This is a genomic window from Halanaerobium salsuginis (genome assembly GCF_900114545.1).
Taxonomy (GTDB): domain Bacteria; phylum Bacillota; class Halanaerobiia; order Halanaerobiales; family Halanaerobiaceae; genus Halanaerobium; species Halanaerobium salsuginis.
In genome coordinates, this window is record NZ_FOTI01000034.1 from 1 (window position 1) to 22,698 (window position 22,698).

Consider the following 22,698-nt stretch of genomic DNA (forward strand, 5'->3'; position numbering starts at 1 on the left):
GAATCTTTTGCAGGCAGTAGCATTCCCAGGACCAGCCAGTATTATTGTGATGCATATTGCAGCTGGCAGAGAGGCTCAAATGAGGTAGCTAACAGGTTTATCCGAAGATTCTTACCTAAAGGCACAAGTTTCAGAGGAATCAAAAGAACCCTGGTAAAAAAGATTCAGGAATTCATAAATACTTACCCCAGAAAAATGTTTGATTATGGGAATTCAGATGAAATATTCAGAGAAAAATTAAGTTTTAGTATGTAAAAACATTGAAGGTACAGGTAATTTTAAAAAAATCAAAAAAACCGTGCATTGCAACTTGCAATTCACCATACTTTTTTATTTTAGTAATTTCTGATATAATTTACTCTAAAGTAGAGAGCATCGAGCGAAATTGGAGGAAAAAGATGGATTATATAAAAAAATCACTTAAGTTGGAAAATGTTTGTTATGATATTAGGGGACCAGTGCTGGAAGAAGCCACCAGGCTGGAAGAAGATGGCTATCATATTTATAAGTTAAATATAGGTAACACAGCTCCTTTTGGTTTAAATGCACCGGATGAAATTATTCATGATGTGATGTATAATTTAAAAAATGCACAGGGCTATTGTGATTCAAAAGGAATTTTCCCGGCCCGGAAAGCTGTGATGCAGTATTACCAAAAAAAGGGTATTATGGATGTAGATATTAGAGACATCTATATTGGCAATGGAGTTAGTGAATTAATTACGCTTGCTATGCAGGGATTATTAGATAATGGAGATGAAGTTTTAATTCCAATGCCTGATTATCCGCTCTGGACAGCTGCCGTTAATTTAGCTGGGGGAAAAGCGGTTCATTATTTATGTGATGAACAGTCTAACTGGTATCCTGATCTGGATGATATTAGAGCAAAGGTTAATTCTAATACTAAAGCAATTGTAATTATTAATCCCAATAACCCTACAGGGGCTAACTATCCGCTGGAAATTTTAGAAGGAATTATTGAAATAGCACGAGAAAATGAGTTGATTATTTATAGTGATGAAATTTATGAAAAGCTTACTTATGAGCGGGCCGAACATACTTCAATTGCAACTCTAACTAAAGATGTGCTTGTAGTTACTTTTAGTGGATTATCTAAATCACATCGAGTGCCTGGTTTTAGGGCTGGTTGGATGATGTTAAGTGGTAAAAAATATCATGCTAAAAGTTATATAGAAGGCTTAAATATATTATCATCAATGCGACTTTGCAGCAATGTTCCTTCTCAATATGCTATTCAGACCTCATTAGGTGGCTATCAGAGTATTAATGATTTGATATTACCAGGGGGCAGATTAAAGGAACAGCGTGATCTTGCTCATAAACTATTAACTGAAATACCGGGAATTAGTTGTGTTAAGCCAGAGGCTGGTTTATATCTTTTCCCGCGCCTTGATATAGAACAGTTTAATATTAAAAATGACGAAAAATTTATTCTGGATCTTTTAGTTCAAGAAAAAGTTCTTCTGGTACAGGGGACTGGTTTTAATTGGCCAGAGCCTGACCATTTCCGGGTAGTGTTCTTGCCAGCAGAGGAAGATTTAGAAATTGCTCTTGGTAGGTTAGCTCGTTTTTTAAGTACTTATCATCAATAAATAATTTACTTTCTCTAGATAAATTCTGGCTTTGAACTGAAAATATTAAAGAGAAAGGAATGTAATTAATGAAAAAATTAGTCGCTCTGGTTGGAGATTATTATCATCCAGCTGATTATTTAAGTAAAGCTTTAACAATGCTTAGTCAGCCTGATTGGCAGCTTGAAATATATACGAGAGTAACAGAAGTAGATTGGAAACATTTGCCTGACTATGATTTGTTTATGCTGGCCACCTGGGGAAAAGTTGGCCCAGAATCTGATGGAGAATATTGGATTACTGATTATCAGCAGCAGAAGATTGCTGACTTTTTGGCAGCTGGTAAGAAATTATTCTTACTTCATTCCGGGATTGCCAGCTATCCCAGGACAGGTTTACTGCGTAGAATTAGTGGTGGGCATTTTGTTAAACATCCTTCTGAAGAGCAGGAATTACGAGTTTATAAAACCATGGAAACTGAATTTACAGCTGGTGTTTCAGAATTTGTAATTAAAGATGAACAATATTTTATGGAGATAAGTGCTGATCAAATCACACCTTTTTTAGCAGCTGAAAGTGAAAAATATGGTGAATCAATAGCAGGCTGGTTTAGAGAGTATAAATCTGGCCAGGTATTTGTTCTGACTCCGGGCCATAACTTAGCTGTACTTGAAAATGAAATGATGCAGCGTTTAATTAAAAATATTATTAAGTATTAGCTGTTAATTTAATTGATTATTTACTTTAAATTTAATCTAGATAATTTAACAGCAAATAAAGTTCTATTAACTTTAAAAACCCCATTTCAGATTAATCTGAAATGGGGTTTTATATTTAACTAAGCTAATTTTTTATTTATTTCTGTATTGTAAGAATAATGCTAAAGCTAAAAGAATTATACCTAAAATATTTGAAATCCAGCCCGGGAACAATAATCCCAGTGCACTGGCCAGTAAAATTATTCTTTCCAGTATAGTAGTCTTTCTATTTAAATAACCGAGTACTGCAGCAGCAAGTGCAAACACACCAATAATAGAGCTAACAGTAATAGAAATAACTTGAAAAGCATTGGTGTTGATTAACAATAAAGAAGGAGAATATGCAAAAATAAAGGGAACAACAAAACCAGCAATTGCTAATTTAACTGCTGTAATACCTGTTTTTAAAGGATTTGAACCAGCTATACCTGCCCCTGCATAAGCAGCTAGTGCAGCTGGTGGAGTTAAATCTGCTACTACTCCAAAATATAAAACAAATAAATGGGCAGCTAAAATAGGAACTCCTAAATGAGTTAAAGCTGGAGCAGCCATTGTTGCTAATACAATATAAGTAGCTGTTGTTGGTAGGCCAGTTCCCAGAATCGTACAGGCAACCATAGTAAAAAATAAAGCCAGAAATAAATTACCATGAGCAAGAGCTACTGTTAGACTGGTAAATTTTAGACCAAGTCCAGTTAAAGTAGTAACTCCAACGATAAAACCAACTGCTGCACAGGCAGCAGCTACTCCAAGAGCAGAGATTGCTCCCTCTCTTAATGTATCAAGCAGGTCTTTTAAACTCATTCTAGTATCTTTTTTAATAAAACTAAGTGCAAACGAAACCAAAATTCCTAAAAAAGCAGCTCTAAGTGGTGTATAACCACGAAATAGATAATAGAAAATAATAACTAGTGGTAAGATCATATGACCTCTTGTTTTTAAAACATGTAAAAATTTAGGTGTTAAATCAGCACTCATTCCACTGAGGCCAGCTTTTTTAGCTTCAAAATGTACCATTAAGCCGACAGTAATATAATAAAGAATAGCCGGTAAAATAGCTGCTTTAGCAATTGTAACATAAGGAACACCAATAAATTCTGCCATAATAAAAGCGGCAGCTCCCATAATAGGAGGCATTATCTGACCACCAGTTGAAGCAGAAGCCTCAACTGCAGCAGCAAATTTAGGCTCATAGCCAACTCTTTTCATTAATGGTATTGTGAAAGAACCAGTTGTAACTGTATTGGCAACAGAGCTGCCTGAAATAGATCCCATTAAACCACTCGAAACTACAGCTGCTTTAGCTGGGCCACCAGTAGTTCTTCCAGTTAAAGACATTGCTAGGTCAATAAAAAGATCTCCTAAACCAGTTCGTTTTGCAAAAGCACCTAAGAGTAAAAACAAGAAAATATAAGTTGCAGAAACACCGAGCGGGATACCAAAGATACCTTCAGTTGTAAAGTACATATGGCTAGCAATTCTGGACCAGGAATAGCCACGATGTGCTAGCATGCCAGGCATTGACTGACCATAGTGAGCATAAAGTAAAAATATTATTGAGATTACTGGTAGCTCAGGACCAATAGCTCTTCTAGCTCCTTCTAGTACAATTATAATTGCTAGAATAGCCATTACATGATCAAGTTGAGTATACATACCTGCTCTTCTAACCAGTGGTTCATAATTGATTATTATATAAGATGAAACAGCAATACTAATCAGAGCCAGGGCTAAATCAATAGCAAAAATAAATTTATTTTTTTTATGTTTTTTAGAAGCTGGATAGAGTAGAAAGATTAGAGTGAAAATAAAACCGAGATGAACAGCTCTTTGTTTTAAAGCTAATAAAATTCCAAAACCAGCTGTATATAAATGAAAAATTGATAGTAAAACTGCAATAGTAGAAACTATAATAGCAGCTATACCAGTATAATGACGATAATCAGTACTAGGATCATATTTTTTTAAGAGCTCGTTTTCTTTTAGATGTTCTTTTTCAGCCATTTTTTTACCTCCTTTTGATAATAATTAAAATAGCTAACTTGTTTAGTCCGGATCTGGACTAGAGTTTCCGTTGGTATTTTTTTATATAATTCATATACCTGATCTTGATAAATAAATTCATGTTGAGCATAGTCACTTACTCTCAACATAATATCTGGTAAGAATTGATTAATATCTTTTAAAAAGAACTTATCATTTTTAACAACATATTCTCCTGTAATAGCAGTGGTTGGTAAACCAGCACCATAAGACTCATATTCAGTTCCTGTTAAAATAATTTTACCTTGTTTAATTTTAAAAATTTCAATAACAGGTGTTCTTTCTACAGAATGAATGTAGCTAATTTTAAAAACTGCATTTTCAACAGCTTTTTCCTGCCAGAAAATATTATTTTTTTTATAATCTACCAGCTGGAGTGTATTAACTTTTAAGCTCAATAAAAGAACTGTAATAATAAGCAAAAAAAATATAAACAAAAAAAATTTAAACTTTTTAGTTTTTAGCATAACAAATGAGAGCCGGGTATCTTTCAATACCCGGTTTTCCTCCTTAAATATTTTACTTAGAGGCTTAATATGGTTTTTTTAGCTCTAATTTTGCTAAAATTACTTTTAATAGTTATCCTCTAAATAGATTTATTTAACTTCATCATAGTATTTTTGAGCACCAGGGTGCAGTTTAACAGTCATTCCATCTAAAGCAGTTTCCAATTTTATATCTTTAGCGCGATCATGAGCAGCAATTAAAGTGTCGCGATTTTCAAAAATTGCTTTAGTAATTTGATAAACAGTATCTTCGGATAGACCTGCTTCAGCAACCAGGATTGCTTTAAGAGCAACAGTTTGCACATCTTTATCAAGTCCATTATAAGTACCAGCTGGAACAGTAACCCCGGTTAAAAATGGGTATTCAGCATTTAAAGATGCAATATCATCATCACTAAAATTGAGTAGGGTAATATCCTGAGTTGCAGCTACATCCATTACAGCTGCAGTTGGAATACCAGCAGTTAAAAAGGCAGCATCAATCTGTCTATCTTTTAAGCGGCTAGCTGCTTCACCAAAGGATAAATAGTCTTCATCAATATCATCATAACTTAAGCCAAAAAAATCAAGAATTTGACTTGCATTTGCTTCTACTCCACTACCTGGAGCACCAACAGCAACTTTTTTACCTTTTAAGTCAGCAATACTGCTAATTCCAGCATCAGATCTTACAACAATCTGAATAATTTCTGGATAAAGAGAAGCAATTCCAGTCATATTATTAACCTGATTATCAGCAAACTGCTTTTCGCCATTAACAGCATAACTAGCAATATCATTTTGTAAAATAGCAAGTTCGACCTCTTTGTTATAAATAAGGCGTGTATTAGTAACTGAAGCTCCAGTAGATTGAGCTGAAGCATTCATTCCAGCAATATTTTCATTTAATACTTTGGCAATTGCTCCACCAATTGGATAATAGGTCCCGGAAGTACCTCCAGTAGCTATTGAAAGAAAAGTAGTTTCCTGAGCAGAAACTAGCCCACTGACTAAAAGACTAACTAAAATTAAAGTACTTACTAATAAAAATCTTGTTTTGTTTTTTAACATAGAACTTATCTACTCCCTTCTTGTTTTTAATACTTTAAAAAAATGAAGCTTAAAAAGCTCCTATTCAATTTTACAATATTTTAACCTTAAAAGCAAGTTGCAGAATATTAGTTGGGAGGCTGAGAAGACCTGCATAATAGGATTACAGTATACTATGATTATAAAACTTAAATTATTAAATTTTTTCTAAATAGCCAGAATTTACAGTTAATTATTAAAAAGATTAAGCTGGTTTTAATATAAGGAATAAAAAATTTTTATAATTATATAACGTGAAAACTTGAACAAAGTTATCGTTTAGGATATAATTATTGTTAAGTTAATATCTGATCAGCCGGGCTAGCCTGTCTGAGAGGATAATGAATTATTACTTACCTGAATTTAAGGAAGAGGTTCTGCAAATTAGGGGAGGGATTTTTCTATGTTTAATTTATTGCAAATAATTAACTCCAGAACCTGACTAGTGAGAATTTTTTGATTTTGAGGAGGACCTTAATGAAAAAAAGAATCGGTGTAATTGGAATAGTTGTAACAGGTAGAGAAAAGGTGAGCGAGCAGATTAATAAGATATTAAGTAAGCATGCTGATAATATTATTGGGAGGATGGGAATTCCATCTGCTGAACATGGCCTTTCGCTTATTTCATTAATTGTTGAAGGCACTCCTGATGAAATTGGAGCGGTAACTGGCCAGCTTGGCAATTTGCCGGGAGTTACGCTTAAGTCTGCTCTAACATCAGTTGAAGTCGAGGCTGACTAGTTTAATTATTAAAAAATGATTTTGTTTAGTATTATTTTCGGGAGTTAATTTAAGGAGGCAATTATGAGTACAGTAAATTATTATAAAGAAGAGTTTGGAGAAGATTATCGCACAGGAGTTTGTGATTATATAACAGATGAGAAAATAGAGAGCATATTAGCTGATGCTAAAAAGCCTGATCCAAAAGAGGTTAAGAGAATTATTGATAAATCATTAAAGCTGAAGGGAATTACTCCGTTAGAAGCGGCTACTTTACTGCAGGTTGAAGATGAAGCATTAATCGATGAGTTTTTAGAGGCAGCACGTCAAATAAAAGAAAAAATTTATGGTAAGCGCCTGGTTGTTTTTGCTCCTTTATATTTTGCTAATCAGTGTATTAACAATTGTGCCTACTGTGGTTTCCGGAAAGATAATGAGCTTGTTCATCGCAAAAAGTTAACTCAGGCAGAGATAGCAAAAGAAGTAGAAGCAATCGAGAGAGAAGGTCATAAAAGACTTTTAGTCTTAACTGGAGAAGCTCCAAATACAGATCTTGATTATTTAATCGAAGGAATTGAAACTGCCTATAGTGTTAAGACAGAGCATGGAGGAGAAATTCGCCGGATCAATGTTGAAATAGCTCCTTTGAGTCGAGAAGATTTTAAAAAATTGAAGGCAGCTAAAATTGGTACTTATACCTGTTTTCAGGAAACATATAATCGAAAACAATATCAAAAATTACATCATTCTGGTCCAAAAACTAATTTTGAATGGCGGCTGTCAGTTATGGATAGAGCTCAGGATGCTGGAATTGATGATGTAGGTATTGGAGCCTTATTTGGTCTTTATGATTATAAATTCGATACAATTGGTATGCTGCTTCATGCTGAATATTTAGATCAAAAATATGGAGTTGGCCCTCATACTGTTTCAGTTCCCAGAATGAATCCAGCTGCAGGAACTCCTTTAGAAGAGATCCCTTACCCAGTTTCCGACGAAGATTTTCGTAAGTTAGTTGCTGTATTGAGGCTGGCTGTACCTTATACAGGTATGATCTTAAGCACCAGAGAAAGTGCTGAAATGCGCAATGAGCTTTTCGAACATGGAGTTTCACAGGTTTCTGCTGGATCGCGAACAACTCCTGGCGGCTATGATCATAAAGGTGATAATAAAGAGGATTTAGCTCAATTTTCTCTGCATGATTTGCGACCTATTGATGAAGTAATTACTGGAATTGCTAAAGATGGTTATATTCCAAGTTTCTGTACAGCCTGTTATCGGCTTGGTCGCACAGGTAAAGACTTTATGGATCTAGCCAAACCTGGTAAAATCCAGGAATTTTGTCGTCCCAATGCAATGCTGACTTTTAAAGAGTATCTGGAAGACTATGGAACTGAAATTAGTCGTAAATATGGAGAAGAATGTCTCACTAATTTAATGGCTGATCTTAAAGCAGATAATCCCAAATTGGCCGCTAATATTGCTGATAAACTAGCAGCAATTGCGCAGGGAGAACATGACTTATATTTATAGAATATTTAGAGGTGATTTAAGTGAATAAATTTGAAATAAAAAGGCTTGTTGACCAGGCTTTTCAAACTGCTAGCTTAACAGCAAAAGAAATTACAGCTTTATTAGCTATTGATTTGACTGAGCTTGATTACTTGCTTGAAGCTGCTGATCGGAAAAGATCCGAAATTTGTGGAGAAGAAGTCCATCTGAGAGCTATTATTGAATTCTCCAGTTATTGCAAACAAAATTGTCACTATTGTGGTTTGCGCAAAGATAATCAAGCATTAAAGCGTTATCAACTGCAGAAAAGTGAAATTATAGAAACAGCGGTTATGGCTGCTCAGCTTGGTTATCAAACTGTAGTTTTACAATCAGGAGAAGATGAACATTCTGCAGCAGAAATAGCCGCTATTATTCGGTCTATTAAAACTAAAACAGATCTGGCAATTACGCTTAGCCTCGGGGAAAGGGAGCTTAGTGAGTATAAGCTCTGGCGAGAAGCAGGAGCAGATCGTTATCTTTTAAAACATGAAATTGCTGATCAAAGTTTATACAGCGATTATCATCCCGGGATGAGTTTTACTAATCGAATTAACTGTCTTAAAGAGCTCAAAAAAATGGGGTACCAGATCGGTAGTGGTGTAATTATTGATTTACCAGGTCAGACTCCTGAAATTTTGGCTAGAGACTTGTTATTATGCCAGGAACTTGAACTTGATATGCTTGGTTCAGGACCTTTTATTCCCCATCCCGAAACACCATTAAAAAATAGTAAACAGGGAACAGTAGCAATGACACTTAAATTCACTGCTCTGAGCAGATTATTATTACCATTTGCCCATATTCCAGCAACAACTGCTCTCGGGACAATTGATGTTGAAGGTCGACAAAAAGCTCTGCAGGCAGGTGCCAATGTAGTTATGCCTAATGTTACTCAGGGTAAATATCGGGAACAATATCAAATTTATCCTGATAAGATTTGTGTTAATGAAGAAGCAGGAGATTGTAGGCAGTGTATTGGAGGGATTATTAATTCTCTGGGCAGATTTGTTAGTACAGATCATGGTCATAGTATGCGGAAAGAGTTTGTAAAGCTAGATTAAGCAAATTAATTAGATCAAGGTTGTTTAACTAAATTATTTAAGTAAACTACCTTAACTTAACTAAAAAAACCCGGTAAATTAGCAGCTGAAATCAGCTTATTTACCGGGTTTTATTTATTCATGATTATTGTTGCTAAAATCAAGTGCTTTATGAGTTGCAGCAAAATATTCAGTTTCAGGTAGATAGATATTATCTTCTCCAATTTTTTCGGTTAGTCCAATTTTGCGCATCATTTTTAAGATCCTTTTATTAACCCCAGTCAGCATTACTTCTGCTCCACTTGCCTGTACTTGATCAATAAATTCTTCTAGTACTCCGATTATTGTAATATCAACTCTTCTGGCATTACGCATTCTAATAATAAAATCTGTTTCTGGTTCATAAAAATCAGCAAGTTTGGCTTTTAAATCATCAGCTGCACTAAAATGTACAGCTCCTTTGAGATCAATTACACGTGCCTGTTGGGCAGTTATATCAGCTTGCTTACTTTTTTGACGAAGGTGGTAACCAGATTCATCTTCTTTTTTATTATAATAAAGCATTTCTATATCAGCTTTTTTAGAAATCTGTAAAATTACAACTAGTGAAATTAAAATTCCAAAGTAAATAGCATGATCAAGATTAGGAAAAATTAAAGTTGCTGTAAAAGTTGACCAGAAAATTATTGCATCTCCTTTAGTAGTTTTCATATTTTTAATTACTTCTTTAAAATCAAAAATACCAAAAGCAGCAGTTATAATTAAACCCGCCAGTACAGCAACAGGTACATAAGCAAGCAAAGGTCTAAAAAAAAGAATGAAAATTATAATAGCCAGTGCACAGAAAAGTTGTGATACTTTGTGCCGGGCTCCTGCACTTAAATTAGCAAAAGTATTAGAAAAAGAAGCAGAGATTGCAAAAGAACTGAAAAAAGCAATAACCATATTAGTGATTCCTTGACTTTTAAATTCTCTTTTAAAATCAACTTCTTCTTCAGTTTTTAGAGAAATAGCCTGTAAAACTGCCATTGTTTGAATTAAGCCTAATAAAGCAATTGAGAATGCTTTAGAATAAACTAATCCAATTAATTTCCAGTCAAAATTAACTAGATTAAAATCGATTACTTGTTTAGGCAGTTTGCCAATTAAAGGGATAGAATTATCAATTCCAGTTAAAAAAGTAAAGATTGTCATAATGATAATAGTAATAATATATTCTGGCAGCTCTTTTTTTATTAATGGAATTAAATAAATTAACAGTATTGTTGTCACACCAATTAAAAGGTTAAGGTAATTAAGCTGAGAAATATTGAGGATAAAACTCCAGAATTTACTTAAGACATTAGCTCCCTGAATATTAATACCAGTAAAATTCTTTAATTGGCTGAATAAAATTAAAACAGCAGCACCATGGCTTAAGGCAACTACAACTGGATGTGAAACATATTTTACCAGTTCACTAAGATTAAAAGTTACCAATAAAAACTGAAAAAGGCCAATTAAAAAAGTAGTTAAAAATATAATTTGCAAATAATCCTGTCCCTGAAAATTATGTAAACTACTATAGAGGGCTATTGCCATCATGTTAGTTGGACCTACTATAATATAGCTGGAAAGATTAAAAACAGAAGCAACCAGCATCGAAAATATAGAGGCATAGATACCATAAATAGGATTTATTCCCAGGATTAAAGCATAGGCCATATTCTGGGGAAGAGCTATGGTAGCTGTTGTAAGACCACTGATTAAATCTGGTCGATATTTTACAAATAATTTGTTTAAATTCTGCAACTATAATCACCTCATAAATTACTAATAAAATTAAGCCTGTTTAAATCTTTGCTTCTAGTTTAACAGTCGAAGTTCAAACTTGCAATAAAATATCTGCTTAAATTTAAATAAATCTTAAATTAACAAATCTCTTCTGTTATTGATTAGCAAATTAAAGGTTAATCAGTAAATTTTAGAATAGAATCTACAGCTCAGTTTAATTATTGGTAAATTTAAGCTAAATTTGCTAAAATAGAATTAAAAATAGTTAATTAAAACTTACTTGACTGAGGTGAATTTGATGCTGCCTGAAAATAACTTTGCTTTCATTTTTATTTGCTTAATTATCTGTGGATTTATTTTATTATACCCTACTCTGGGATTAGTAGAGGCACAATCTTTATTAAAAACAAATAATCTCAGTAATAATGGTGGATTAGACAGATCAATTATATTTATTTTGCTTTTAATTTTATTATTATTAGTTCTTTTTATCTTTGAACCAATTCCAATTAGCCTAGCTGCACTTTTAGTGCCAATAATTTTAACTATTTTTGCTCAATATAGCAGATTAACTACTGCAGAAGCATTGGCTGGTTTTGGTAATCCAGCTGCGATTACTGTAATGGCAATGTTTGTTTTTAGTGCTGGCATTCAGCGCAGTGGTGCAGTCCAGCTATTAGGAAATAAAATTTCCCACTTAACAGCTGGTCAGCCTCGTCATCAGGTTGCTCTTATTGCAGTATTAACTGGGTTTTTATCTGGTTTTATTAATAATACACCGGTTGTTGCTGCTTTGATACCGATGAGTAAAGAACTGGCCCAAAAGAATAATTTATCTCCTTCAAAACTTTTAATGCCGCTTTCTTATGCAGCTATTTTAGGTGGTACTGTAACTTTAATTGGTACGTCAACTAACTTACTGGCCAGTGATGTTTCAGAACGACTACTTGATCACCCATTTTCGTTATTTGAATTTAGTCTATTGGGAATAATTATTTTGGTAATCGGAATTATTTATATTTTAACTATTGGCTATGATTTGATTCCAGCCCGGCTTGAGGTAGAAGAGGACTTAACAGACCAATTTGAATTACAAGATTATTTAACTGAAGTTATAATTTCGAAAAACTGTGATTTCATTGATAAAACAATTACTGAAATTAATACAGAAAAAGAGTTTGATTATGAGATTCTTAGAGTTATTAGAGATAATGAACAGCAGGAGTTTATTGAAGCACAAAGTAATTTGAGAATTCAAGCAGAAGATCATTTAATTATTAAAGCAAGACGTGAAGTTTTATTAAAACTTGTTAAAAATAAAGGACTTAAAACCTTGCCTGAAATGATACTTAATGATCAGACAATCGAATATTCTTTAACTGGTGAGAATTTGATAGAGGTTGTAATCCCAATTAACTCATTTTTAGTTAATAAAACACTGGCTGAAATTAATTTTGTAGATCGTTATCAGTGTAGTATTCTAGCACTGCGGCGCGGTGAAGAACTAACTCATCAGCAGCTGCTTTATTATCGTTTTCAACCTGGAGATTTAATTTTGCTTTTAGCTACTTCCAGAACAGCAGATAGACTGCAGAAAAATAGTAATTTTATTGTTAATCAGAAGTATAATCCACAATTATTTGATAAAAAAAAGATGATAATTTCAATATCAATCTTATTATTCTTTATAGCAGCTGTAGCCTTAAATATTTTGCCAGTAGCTATTGCTGCATTACTTGGGGCATTTTTAATGGCTTTTAGTGGTTGTATTGATAAAAATGATTTTTTTGCGGCTATTGACTGGGAAGTTTATTTTCTTCTGGCAGGTTTAATTCCTTTAGGAACAGCAATTGAGAAGTCAGGAACAGCTCTTTTTTTGGCTCAGAAAATTAATTATCTGGCTAGTTTTTTAGATCCTATTTTTACATTAATGTTAATTTATTTATTAACTTCTTTTCTAACTAATTTAATTAGTAATAATGCCAGTGTTTTACTGATGTTGCCTATTGCAGTAAAAACTGCTATTCAAGTAGGAGTTAATCCATTTGCATTTGTAATTACTACAACTTTTGCTGCCAGTGCTGCTTTTGCCAGCCCGGTTGGGTATCAAACAAATTTAATGGTATATAGTTCGGGGCGTTTTAAATTTAGAGATTTTATTATTGCCGGGACACCATTACAGCTTATTTTCACTTTAGTAGTACCAATTTTAGTTAAATTAATTTGGGGTTTTTAGCTGAATTTAATTTGCTAAAAATTATTTTATGTTATATAATATTAGCTAGATAGAGATCTCTTTATTATTTTATAATTTAAGATGCGGGGAGCCAACTGGAGGCTGAGAGGATGACTTTAGTCATCGACCCATAACCTGATCCTGGTAATGCAGGCGTAGGTATTTTATACTTAGAATTTAACCCTCCGGTTTGTTCCTTACAAATCAGGAGGGTTTTTTAATGGATAATAAAATTTCTACTAGAATGATGGCTGAAATAGGAGTTGCAGTGGCTCTGGCTGTTGTGTTAAATTTTATTAAATTATGGAGGATGCCGCAGGGAGGATCAGTTAGTTTAGAAATGCTGCCCATATTTATTGTTACATTCCGCTGGGGAATAGGAGCTGGCATGTTCAGTGGACTTGCTTATGGTCTGCTGCAGTTAATGTTTGGGGCTTATATTATTCATCCTGTACAGTTGATTCTGGATTATCCGCTTCCTTATATGATTTTAGGTATTGCTGGTTTATTTAATATTTATAAGTCTGGTAAAATAAGTTCAGTAAAACTTTTAGGGGCAGTTTTAACAGCTGGTTTAGCACGTTTAGTTGTTCATGTTTTATCAGGAGTAATCTTTTTTAGTAGTTATGCTCCAGAAGGTCAGAATGTCTGGATTTATTCTATAATTTATAATGCAAGCTTTTTAATTCCAACAATTATTGTAAACTACCTTGCAGTCTTAATTGTCATTAAGGCATTGGAAAATAATAATTAGCTTGCTGTAAAATTTATAATTTAATATTTATCACAGGGGAGCTATCTGGCTGAGAAAAAGTTAATTACTTTGACCCTTTAACCTGATCTGGATAATACCAGCGGAGGAAAGTGTATAGTTTAGCAGTTTAATTAACTAGCTTATTAGTTGCAGATTTGTTAGTTATTTAAAAACTGCAAAAAAGGCATAATCCTCAGAGATTATGCCTTTTTTTAGCTAATTAAAATTAAGTAAAATTTTTAAATAAAACACTAAAGGAGATGTTTTAAAATGACTCAAATAACTCAGGCAAGAATAGGAAAAATAACAGCAGAAATGGAGAAAGCTGCTAGTTTAGAAAGTGTTAAACCAGAATTTATTAGACAGGGCATAGCGGAGGGGACTATTGTTATTCCGGCAAACATTAATCACAATCAGCTGCAGGCCCGGGCTTTTGGTAAAGGTCTAACGACTAAAGTTAATGCTAATTTTGGTACCTCAGAAGATTATGATCAGATTGAAAAAGAATTGAAAAAATTAAAAATAGCTCAAAATGCTGGTGCAGATGCAATAATGGATCTTTCGACTGGAAGTAAAATTAAGCTTACCCGCCAGAAAATATTAGCAGCAGCTCAGCTGCCAGTTGGTACAGTACCAATTTATCAAGCTGCAGTTAAAACTATTGAATCAGGACGCAGTATTGTAGAGATGACAGTTGATGAGCTATTTGCAGTAATTGAAGAACAGGCAGTAGCTGGAGTTGATTTTATTACAGTCCATTGTGGTTTAACTCTAGAGACTCTTCGCCATTTAAAAGCTGAAGGTCGAGTAACAGATATAGTGAGCCGGGGTGGTTCTTTTATGGCTGCCTGGATGCTGCATAATGAACAAGAAAATCCACTTTATCAATATTATGAGAGACTGTTAGAAATTTGTTTTAAATATGATGTAACTCTAAGTCTGGGAGATGGACTTAGACCAGGCTCACTGGCTGATGCAACTGATCGAGCTCAAATCCATGAGTTACTAATTTTAGCTGAGCTGGTTGATCAGGCTAGAGCAGCTGAAGTTCAGGTTATGGTTGAAGGACCAGGTCATGTTCCTTTTGATCAGATTGAAACAAATATTAAATTGCAAAAAGAATTATGTAAAGATGCGCCATTTTATGTATTAGGACCTTTAGTTACAGACATTGCACCAGGCTATGATCATATAACAGCGGCAATTGGCGGTACCCTGGCTGCAGCAGCAGGTGCTGACTTTCTTTGCTATGTTACTCCAGCTGAGCATATAGGTTTACCTGATTTAGAAGATGTTAAAGCAGGTGTTATTGCCAGTAAAATAGCAGCTCATGCAGCTGATATTGCTAAAGGCGTTCCAGGTGCAAAAGCAAGAGATCGGGAAATGGCAGTAGCCAGGAAAAATCTTGATTGGGAAAAACAGATTGAATTAGCTATTGATCCAGCTAAATTAAAAAAATCACGAGCTGAACATAACCAAACTCTTAAAGAAACTACCGCTTGTACAATGTGTGGCTCTTATTGTGCCATGAAAATAGTTGCAGCAGAATTATAGTGAGCTGTTTTTGGAAAGGAGAAGAAAATATGAAGACTAATCATTTAACTCTGGCATCTTTACTTGTGGCTCTTGGAACTTTAACTGGTAATTTAATTTATATACCAGTTGGTGTTGCCCGGGCTTTTCCAGTTCAACATTTGATTAATATTTTAGGAGCAGTTTTGCTGGGACCATTTTACGCAGTTCTAGATGCTTTTTTAATTTCGTTTTTAAGAAATTTACTGGGGACAGGCTCCCTGCTTGCTTTTCCTGGCAGTATGATCGGAGCTCTGCTAGCAGGCTTATTTTATCGATATTTTAATAGAACAGAAGCAGCAATAATCGGTGAAATATTTGGTACAGGAATCTTGGGAGCTTTATTTGCTTATCCAATTGCCAGTTTATTAATGGGGAGTAAAACAGGTTTATTCTTTTTTATTCCTTCATTTTTACTTAGTTCTGGTGGTGGCGCTATAATTGCTTATTTTTTCTTTAAAGTACTTGAAAAAAGCAATACTTTGGAGTTTAACAAATAAAGAAGGGATTGATTTTGGTGCAGAAAGTATTGACAATTGCTGGTTCAGATTCCGGAGGCGGGGCTGGCATTCAGGCTGATTTAAAAACTATGACAGTTAATCAAGTTTATGGAGCAGCTATCTTAACAGCTATTACTGCCCAGAATACACTTGGTGTACAGGGAGTAAAAGTTCTGGCCCCTGAAGTAGTTAATTCCCAGCTAGAATCTGTACTGCGTGATATTGATTTTGCTGCTCTAAAAACTGGTATGTTAGCTAATGCCAGAATAACTGCTTTAGTTGCTGATAAAGTTAAAAAATATAATTTAAAAAATCTAGTTGTTGATCCAGTTATGGTAGCTACTAGTGGAGATTTATTATTAAAAGAAAATGCTCTCGATATTTATAAAAGAGAATTATTTCCTCAGGCAGAAATTATTACTCCAAATTTAACAGAGGCTAAAATATTAGCTGGATTTGAGCCAACAACAGTTGTGCCTGGAGAAATTCTGGCTGAAAAATTAATTAATTTTGGCAGTAAGTATGTTTTAATTAAAGGAGGCCATTTTGAACAATCAGATCAGTCAACAGAGCTAGCTAAGAACTCAACTTCTAAAACTTTTCCAGCTCAGGCGGTTGATCTGCTCTATGATGGCTGCAGCATTAAAAGATTTACTGCTCCTTATTTAGAATCAGCCTATAATACTCATGGGACAGGCTGTTCACTATCAGCTGCAATAGCTAGCTATCTGGCCCGGGATTATTCGGTTCCAGCAGCAGTAGGAGCAGCAAAAAAGTTTATTACAGGAGCTTTAAAACATAGTTTTAAAGCTGGAGCTGGTAGTCGAGTACTCAATCATTTTTGGGAGTTAGAGTATGATAAGGTAAAGTAATTTAACAATATAATTAATTGGCTAATCAATATTATTTGAAAGGAGCTATTTATGAAGAAGTCAAATTGGGATCTATATTTAGTAACTGAAGCAGAACTTTCCAGAGGTAGAGACAGTATAGAAGTAGTTAAAGCTGCAATAGCTGGCGGAATAGATGCTGTTCAGCTTCGAGAAAAAAATATGTCTCTGCGGGAAAGATTTAAACTTGGTCAGCAGCTAAAAAAGATCTGCCAAAAGGCAGGTGTAATTTTTATTGTTAATGACAGAATTGATCTTGCACTAGCTTTAGAAGCAGATGGAGTTCATTTGGGACAGTCAGATTTACCAGCCCTGACAGCCCGACAATTGCTGGGCTCAGATCAGATACTTGGAATTTCTGCTCACACCAGAGAAGAAATTGCAGCAGCAGAGTCAGCTGGAGCAGATTATATTGGAATAGGTGCTATTTTTCCAACTAAATCTAAAAAATTAACGGAAAATAATAATGGAATTGGATTAAAAAAGCTGGCAGAATTAAAAAAAATGACTCAGTTGCCAGTTGTAGCAATTGGTGGAATCAATGAATCTAATGTAGGTAGTGTTATTAAAGCCGGAGCTGATACAATAGCTGTTATATCTGCTTTAACTAGAGCAGATGATATTAAGCAGGCTAGTCAGAAACTAAAAAACACTATTTTATCTACTTCAAGTGACAGCTCATCAGCTAAATTTAATTTAAAAGAAAAAAACTTTAAAAATGAAACTAAAGCTGAATTGGCAATCAATATGCAACACAATACTTTATTAGAATTACCAACAAATTTAGCAGATTGCTGGCAAATTTTAAAAAATAGTTTAAGCAAAAATAGTCCATTAATTCAGCATTTAACTAATAATGTAACTATAAATGATTGTGCTAATGTTACTCTTAATTGGGGAGCACTACCAGTTATGACTTCTGGGGAAAGAGATTCAGTAGAAATGTTAGAATCAGCTTCGGCTCTAGTCTTAAATATTGGTTCTATTGATAAGCGCTCTTTTAAAGTTATGCTCAAGTCAGGCAAAAAAGCCAATCAGCTTGGAATTCCAATAGTTCTGGATCCAGTTGGAGTAGGAGCAACCGAATATCGCACCTGCGCTATCCAGAAATTAATTACTGAATTAGATTTAGCTATAATTAAAGGTAATCAGGCAGAAATTTCTATTTTAGCAGGACAACAGGCAGAACTCAAGGGAGTTGAATCAATTGGAGAATATCAGCATATTGAAGAAGCTGCCAAAAAGTTAGCTGCTCAACTAAGAACAATAATAGTAGTTTCTGCTGCAGAAGATATAATTACAGATGGCATTCAAGTGCAGCGAGTAAAGCGAGGAGACCAGCTATTAGGCCAGGTAGTTGGAACCGGTTGTATGCTTACCAGCAGCTTGGCTGTTATGATGGGAGTAAAGGTTAAAAACAATTCTAATTTTATAAAAGCTGCTACACTAGTTTATCTTTACTCATTATTGGCCGAAAAAGCAGCAGTTAAAATTGATACACCTGCTAAGTTTAAACAAGAATTTTTTGATCAGATATTTTTATGTAGTCAATAAAGAGAGTTGATTTAGCAACTCTCTCTTTTTATTTTAAAGGTATAGTTAGGAAATAAATAGCTTGTAATTAAATATTAAGAATATTCAATGGAAAATGTTATTAAAAAAGGTTATTTAGACTTTTTCTTGAATTATAATATCGATTAATTTTAAATTTATTAAATTAGATATTTTTTATATCCCTGTATTCATTTGTTAATTTGATTGACAAGTTTTTGGGTGCTTGGTATAGTAAATTGAAAATAAGTAATATTTATTTTTAGTAGGAGGTTTATTTTGATTAAAAATAAGGCTAATGATATGACTACAATGCGAGCTGCTAATACTATAATGCTTTTAAAAGCATTATATGAAGAAAATCCTATTTCTCGTTCACAACTAAGCCGTTTGACTAATCTCAGTTCTTCAGCAGTTACTTCAATTGTTAAAGATTTAATCAATCAAAAATTAGTAATTGAAAAATCACCAGTTAATATTTCTGGAGTTGGTAGACCAGGCAAACCTTTAGTTATTAACTCGAAAGATTGGTATATAATAGCTATCCATCTTTCTGGAGAATTAAGCTTAAAAATTAATGTATTTAATTTGCTGTTAGAAAAAAAAGCTGACTTCAATTTTAAATTAGCTAATTATGAGCCAGCAACTGTAATTAAAGTGATTATTGAAAATTATCACTATTTAAAGGAATCAGCTGTAATTAAAGGTAGCTTTATTGGACTGGGAATTAGCTTATCTGGAATTGTTTCTAGTCAGGAAAATAAATGTTATTATTCGGAAATAATGGGTTGGGAAGATGTAGATTTAGCTGAACTTTTTGCCGATCAATTAGATATTCCAGTAATTGTTGCGCGTGATGTTAATGGACTTGCTCTTTCTCAATTTATGAATTTAAAAAAGACAGCAGAACCAGAAAATTTAGCAGTTGTAATGATTGGCCGGGGAATTGGTCTGGGAATGGTGATTAATGGTAAAATTTATAGTGGGAACTTAGGTGGTGCAGGAGAAATATCCCATCTACTGCAGTTAAAAACAGCTTATCAAGGCAGATGTAAACTTGGTCAAGCTGGTTGCATTTCAACTTTATTAAAAAAAGAAGTCATCTCAGCTAGATTATTAGACTCGATTAGTGACCAGTGTAAGTTAAGTCAAACAGAAATTGTTGAATTAAAAAATGAGCCTTTATTATTTCTTGATTCACTATTTGATGAGCAGGAGTTAAAAAAATTGTTAACAGAAGTTAGGGAATTGGTAGCAGAATTATTAAAATTGATTACTGAAATTTACGCACCAGAAAAATTAATAATTAGTTCTAATTATGGATTTGGTAATAAAATTGTAGAATTAATTAAGCTTGATTATTTAAATAAATTTAGTTTACCAGATAAATTTGCAGCAGAGATAATCTTCCAGGAGCATTATGATACAGAATGGGCTAGAGGGGCTGCAGCTGTAGTTTTAAATAATCTTTTAACAGATAGCTATCTGTTAAGCAGAATAATTTAATTTTTATTTAATTATTTTTTCCTTCGAAAAAAATAATTAAATAAAGGGAGGTGAGGTAGTTAATAAATAATATATTTTTAAAGTAGGAAAGTAGCAAGTAATCTAACTAAAAAAGAGGAGTGGAAGTTAATGAAAAAGATTTTATATTTGGCTTTAAGTCTAGTTTTAATATGTTTGCTGAGTAGTGCAGTAGGAGCTGAATCTTTGACTATTATGCATAGTGAACCTCCCCTGACAATGGATCCTTCTAATCATAGTGCAAGTTATACGATGGCAGTTTTGTATCCAATGTATGAAACTTTGACTGACTTTAATCAAGACAATGAAGTAATCCCATTATTGGCAACAGCCTGGGAAGCTTCGGCTGATGGGAAAACCTGGACCTATCAGATAAGACAGGGAGTAAAGTTTCATGATGGCAGCAAATTAGATGCATTAGCGGTAAAAAAATCATTTAGCAGAATTCTTAATCCAGATAATGGTCTAAGCAGCAGATCTCGTTTTGCTTCAGTAATTGCTAAAATTGAGACACCAGCAGAATATACAGTTAAATTTATTTTAAAAAAACCATATCCAGCTTTTCAGCATTTAACTTCAATTCACAGTGGTTCAATTGTTAGTCCAGCTGCTATTGATAAAGGGAATGATTTTCTGGCTAGAAATGCGGTTGGGACTGGGCCATATAAATTTAAAGAATGGAAAAGTGGCGAGCGGGTTGTAATGGTTAAAAATGAAAATTATTGGGGAAAAGTCCCCGAAGTTGATCAGCTAGTTTTTAAATGGTCCTCCGAAAAATCAGTTCGAGTGATGGCCTTACAATCTGGTGAAGCTGATATTATTTTTCCTGTTCCACCAGCTTATGCTAAGATTATCAAAAATACTCCGGGTTTAACCTTGATGGAAGAAGCAAGTGATAAAACGGAATGGCTGGCTTTAAATACTTTAAATAAACCACTGCAGAGTATTAAAGTAAGACAGGCTTTAAATTATGCTACTGATCGTCAGGCAATAATCCAGTCACTACTTTTTGGGAAAGGAACAATTGCTAATTCACCGATGGGTCCTGTTTCTTTTGGCTATGATCCTGACTGTCCAGCTTATCCTTATGATCCTGAAAAAGCAAAAGAGTTACTAGCAGAAGCTGGCTATGCAGATGGTTTTACTCTTGAAATTGCAGTTCAAGAAGCAGAAGCTAATATTGCAGAAGCACTGCAGGGAATGTGGTCGGAAATTGGAGTCAAAGTTGTAATTCATAAAATGGAATATGGTCTCTGGGCAGATGAAGTTTTTAGTGCCCCAGAAAATAATAAAGGCTACAGCGTAATTGCCTCCTGGGCCGCTTCTTTACTTGATGCAGATGGATTTTTAACTCCTCTTTTTCATACAGATAGTTTTGTTCCAGCTAGTGCCAATTTAGGATTTTATTCTAATCCAGAAGTTGATAAATTGCTTGATCAGGCAGCTAATACAGTTGACCAGAGTAAACGGAAAGAATTTTATTCTAAAGCGCAGCGGATTATTCAGCATGATGCAGCTCATGTTTCTCTTTATTATGCAAATAGTTTAGCTGGTCTAAATAACAAAGTTGCTAATGTCTGGTTATTAAGTGATATGCTTGTTTTAAGACATCCAACTATTCAAGAGTAAACATTAAAATTTATAGTCTGCAGGCTTAAATCAGCCTGCAGACTATAAAATATGGAGGTTCAAAAATTGAGCAAATATATTATTCGTAAGTTGTTAATGCTGCCTGTGGTATTATTGGCTGTTTCTTTTATTATATTTATGATTCTTCGTTTTATACCTGGTGATCCTGCACGTTTGATGGCAGGCCAGCAGGCTACCCAACAGGATGTCGAAATGATGCGAACTAAGCTGGGACTAGACGAAAATATTTTTATACAGTATGCTGATTTTTTACAGAATGCTTTGCAGGGGGATTTAGGTAATTCAATGCGTTCAAGTAAACCAGTTATTTCAGAAATAAAGTCCCGTTTTCCTAATACAATGGCACTTGCTTTAAGCAGTTATACAATAGCAGTTAGTATTGGAATTGTTTCTGGGGTGTTAGCGGCCGTTTTTCAATATTCTCTCTTTGATCAGGCGGTAATGTTTATGGCAATTTTGGGTGCTTCAACAGCTAATTTCTGGCTGGCTTTAATAGCTATGAATTTCTTTTCAGTTAAATTAGGTATTTTACCTTTGATGGGTTCCGGCAGCTGGCAGCATTTAATTTTACCATCCCTGTCACTGGCTTTTTATCCAACAGCCCTGATTGCCCGGATGAGTCGTTCTAGCATGCTGGAAATAATCAGACAGGATTATATTAGGACTGCTAAAGCAAAAGGTTTAGGAGCAGTTATTGTTTACTGCAAACATGCTCTACGTAATGCTTGTATTCCAATTATAACTGTAGTTGGTCTTCATTTTGGAGTTCTTTTTGGAGGAGCAGTTGTAACAGAAACTGTTTTTAATTGGCCAGGTATAGGTCGTTTATTAATAGATTCTGTTCGTTATCGTGATTATCCCTTAATTCAGGGTACTGTTCTGCTGACAGTAGTAATGGTGGTTTTAGTAAACTTCTTAGTTGATATAATAATTGTTAAAATTGATCCCCGAATTAGACTTGATTGAG

Annotated in this window: 19 protein-coding genes and 1 riboswitch; of the genes, 15 read left to right on the forward strand and 4 right to left on the reverse strand. The window is 34.1% G+C overall.

The genetic code is table 11. The features are described from left to right. The 3 genes from BMZ74_RS10425 to BMZ74_RS10435 form a co-directional block, all read left to right on the forward strand. A partial coding sequence (locus tag BMZ74_RS10425; protein WP_143070161.1) for an IS30 family transposase occupies positions 1–255 on the forward strand: 255 nt, incomplete at its 5' end. 143 nt (positions 256–398) lie between these two features. Further along, positions 399–1,613 carry a pyridoxal phosphate-dependent aminotransferase gene (locus tag BMZ74_RS10430; protein WP_089862174.1) on the forward strand — a complete coding sequence of 405 codons (1,215 nt, stop codon included), beginning with the start codon at positions 399–401 and terminating at the stop codon, positions 1,611–1,613. 68 nt (positions 1,614–1,681) lie between these two features. Beyond that, a complete protein-coding gene (locus tag BMZ74_RS10435; protein WP_089862175.1) occupies positions 1,682–2,311 on the forward strand; it encodes a ThuA domain-containing protein in 630 nt (209 codons plus the stop codon). A 132-nt stretch (positions 2,312–2,443) separates the two neighbouring features. Here the strand turns inward: BMZ74_RS10435 and BMZ74_RS10440 are convergent, their stop codons facing one another. From BMZ74_RS10440 to BMZ74_RS10450, 3 genes are all read right to left on the reverse strand, one after another. Continuing rightward, positions 2,444–4,354: a TRAP transporter permease gene (locus BMZ74_RS10440; RefSeq protein ID WP_089862176.1), complete on the reverse strand. Its 1,911-nt coding sequence runs from the start codon at positions 4,352–4,354 to the stop codon at positions 2,444–2,446. Further along, complete coding sequence (locus tag BMZ74_RS10445) at positions 4,333–4,887, reverse strand: DUF1850 domain-containing protein (protein ID WP_089862177.1); 555 nt, start codon at positions 4,885–4,887, stop codon at positions 4,333–4,335. Before BMZ74_RS10445 ends, BMZ74_RS10440 begins: the two co-directional genes overlap by 22 nt. Positions 4,888–4,989: 102 nt before the next feature. Beyond that, positions 4,990–5,949 (reverse strand): TAXI family TRAP transporter solute-binding subunit, encoded by a 960-nt coding sequence (locus BMZ74_RS10450; RefSeq protein ID WP_089862178.1) that lies wholly within the window; start codon positions 5,947–5,949, stop codon positions 4,990–4,992. A gap of 495 nt (positions 5,950–6,444) precedes the next feature. Between BMZ74_RS10450 and BMZ74_RS10455 the strand changes: the two genes are divergently transcribed. The 3 genes from BMZ74_RS10455 to hydE all read left to right on the forward strand — a co-directional run bounded on the left by BMZ74_RS10455 (position 6,445) and on the right by hydE (position 9,302). Next, positions 6,445–6,708 (forward strand): TM1266 family iron-only hydrogenase system putative regulator, encoded by a 264-nt coding sequence (locus BMZ74_RS10455; RefSeq protein WP_089862179.1) that lies wholly within the window; start codon positions 6,445–6,447, stop codon positions 6,706–6,708. Between the two features lie 63 nt (positions 6,709–6,771). Continuing rightward, the gene (gene hydG, locus BMZ74_RS10460; RefSeq protein ID WP_089862180.1) at positions 6,772–8,220 is read left to right on the forward strand and encodes a [FeFe] hydrogenase H-cluster radical SAM maturase HydG; all 1,449 of its coding nucleotides are present in this window, start codon (positions 6,772–6,774) and stop codon (positions 8,218–8,220) included. Between the two features lie 20 nt (positions 8,221–8,240). Beyond that, entirely contained in the window at positions 8,241–9,302 is a 1,062-nt protein-coding gene (gene hydE / locus BMZ74_RS10465) for a [FeFe] hydrogenase H-cluster radical SAM maturase HydE (protein ID WP_089862181.1), read from the forward strand. Between the two features lie 114 nt (positions 9,303–9,416). Here hydE and BMZ74_RS10470 read toward each other — a convergent pair whose 3' ends face one another. Continuing rightward, on the reverse strand, positions 9,417–11,072 hold the full coding sequence (locus tag BMZ74_RS10470; protein WP_089862182.1) for a SulP family inorganic anion transporter: 1,656 nt from the start codon (positions 11,070–11,072) through the stop codon (positions 9,417–9,419). Positions 11,073–11,352: 280 nt separating this feature from the next. On the opposite strand from BMZ74_RS10470, the gene BMZ74_RS10475 reads away from it, so the two are divergent. The 9 genes from BMZ74_RS10475 (at position 11,353) to BMZ74_RS10520 (ending at position 22,697) form a co-directional block, all read left to right on the forward strand. Next, positions 11,353–13,290: an SLC13 family permease gene (locus BMZ74_RS10475; protein WP_089862183.1), complete on the forward strand. Its 1,938-nt coding sequence runs from the start codon at positions 11,353–11,355 to the stop codon at positions 13,288–13,290. A gap of 220 nt (positions 13,291–13,510) precedes the next feature. Then, positions 13,511–14,044, forward strand: coding sequence for an energy-coupled thiamine transporter ThiT (gene thiT / locus BMZ74_RS10480; RefSeq protein WP_089862184.1), 534 nt, complete (start codon positions 13,511–13,513; stop codon positions 14,042–14,044). A gap of 24 nt (positions 14,045–14,068) precedes the next feature. Beyond that, positions 14,069–14,171, forward strand: a riboswitch (TPP riboswitch). Between the two features lie 143 nt (positions 14,172–14,314). Further along, positions 14,315–15,598, forward strand: coding sequence for a phosphomethylpyrimidine synthase ThiC (thiC, locus tag BMZ74_RS10485; RefSeq protein WP_089862185.1), 1,284 nt, complete (start codon positions 14,315–14,317; stop codon positions 15,596–15,598). A 29-nt stretch (positions 15,599–15,627) separates the two neighbouring features. Next, complete coding sequence (thiW, locus tag BMZ74_RS10490) at positions 15,628–16,116, forward strand: energy coupling factor transporter S component ThiW (RefSeq protein WP_089862186.1); 489 nt, start codon at positions 15,628–15,630, stop codon at positions 16,114–16,116. 17 nt (positions 16,117–16,133) lie between these two features. Continuing rightward, positions 16,134–16,988 (forward strand): bifunctional hydroxymethylpyrimidine kinase/phosphomethylpyrimidine kinase, encoded by an 855-nt coding sequence (gene thiD, locus BMZ74_RS10495; RefSeq protein ID WP_089862197.1) that lies wholly within the window; start codon positions 16,134–16,136, stop codon positions 16,986–16,988. Between the two features lie 51 nt (positions 16,989–17,039). Next, positions 17,040–18,560, forward strand: coding sequence for a hydroxyethylthiazole kinase (thiM, locus tag BMZ74_RS14700; RefSeq protein ID WP_245750871.1), 1,521 nt, complete (start codon positions 17,040–17,042; stop codon positions 18,558–18,560). 276 nt (positions 18,561–18,836) lie between these two features. After that, positions 18,837–20,063 carry an ROK family transcriptional regulator gene (locus BMZ74_RS10510; RefSeq protein ID WP_089862187.1) on the forward strand — a complete coding sequence of 409 codons (1,227 nt, stop codon included), beginning with the start codon at positions 18,837–18,839 and terminating at the stop codon, positions 20,061–20,063. 129 nt (positions 20,064–20,192) lie between these two features. Then, positions 20,193–21,710: an ABC transporter substrate-binding protein gene (locus BMZ74_RS10515; RefSeq protein ID WP_089862188.1), complete on the forward strand. Its 1,518-nt coding sequence runs from the start codon at positions 20,193–20,195 to the stop codon at positions 21,708–21,710. Positions 21,711–21,776: 66 nt separating this feature from the next. After that, entirely contained in the window at positions 21,777–22,697 is a 921-nt protein-coding gene (locus tag BMZ74_RS10520; RefSeq protein ID WP_089862189.1) for an ABC transporter permease, read from the forward strand. Position 22,698: the final 1 nt, after the last annotated feature.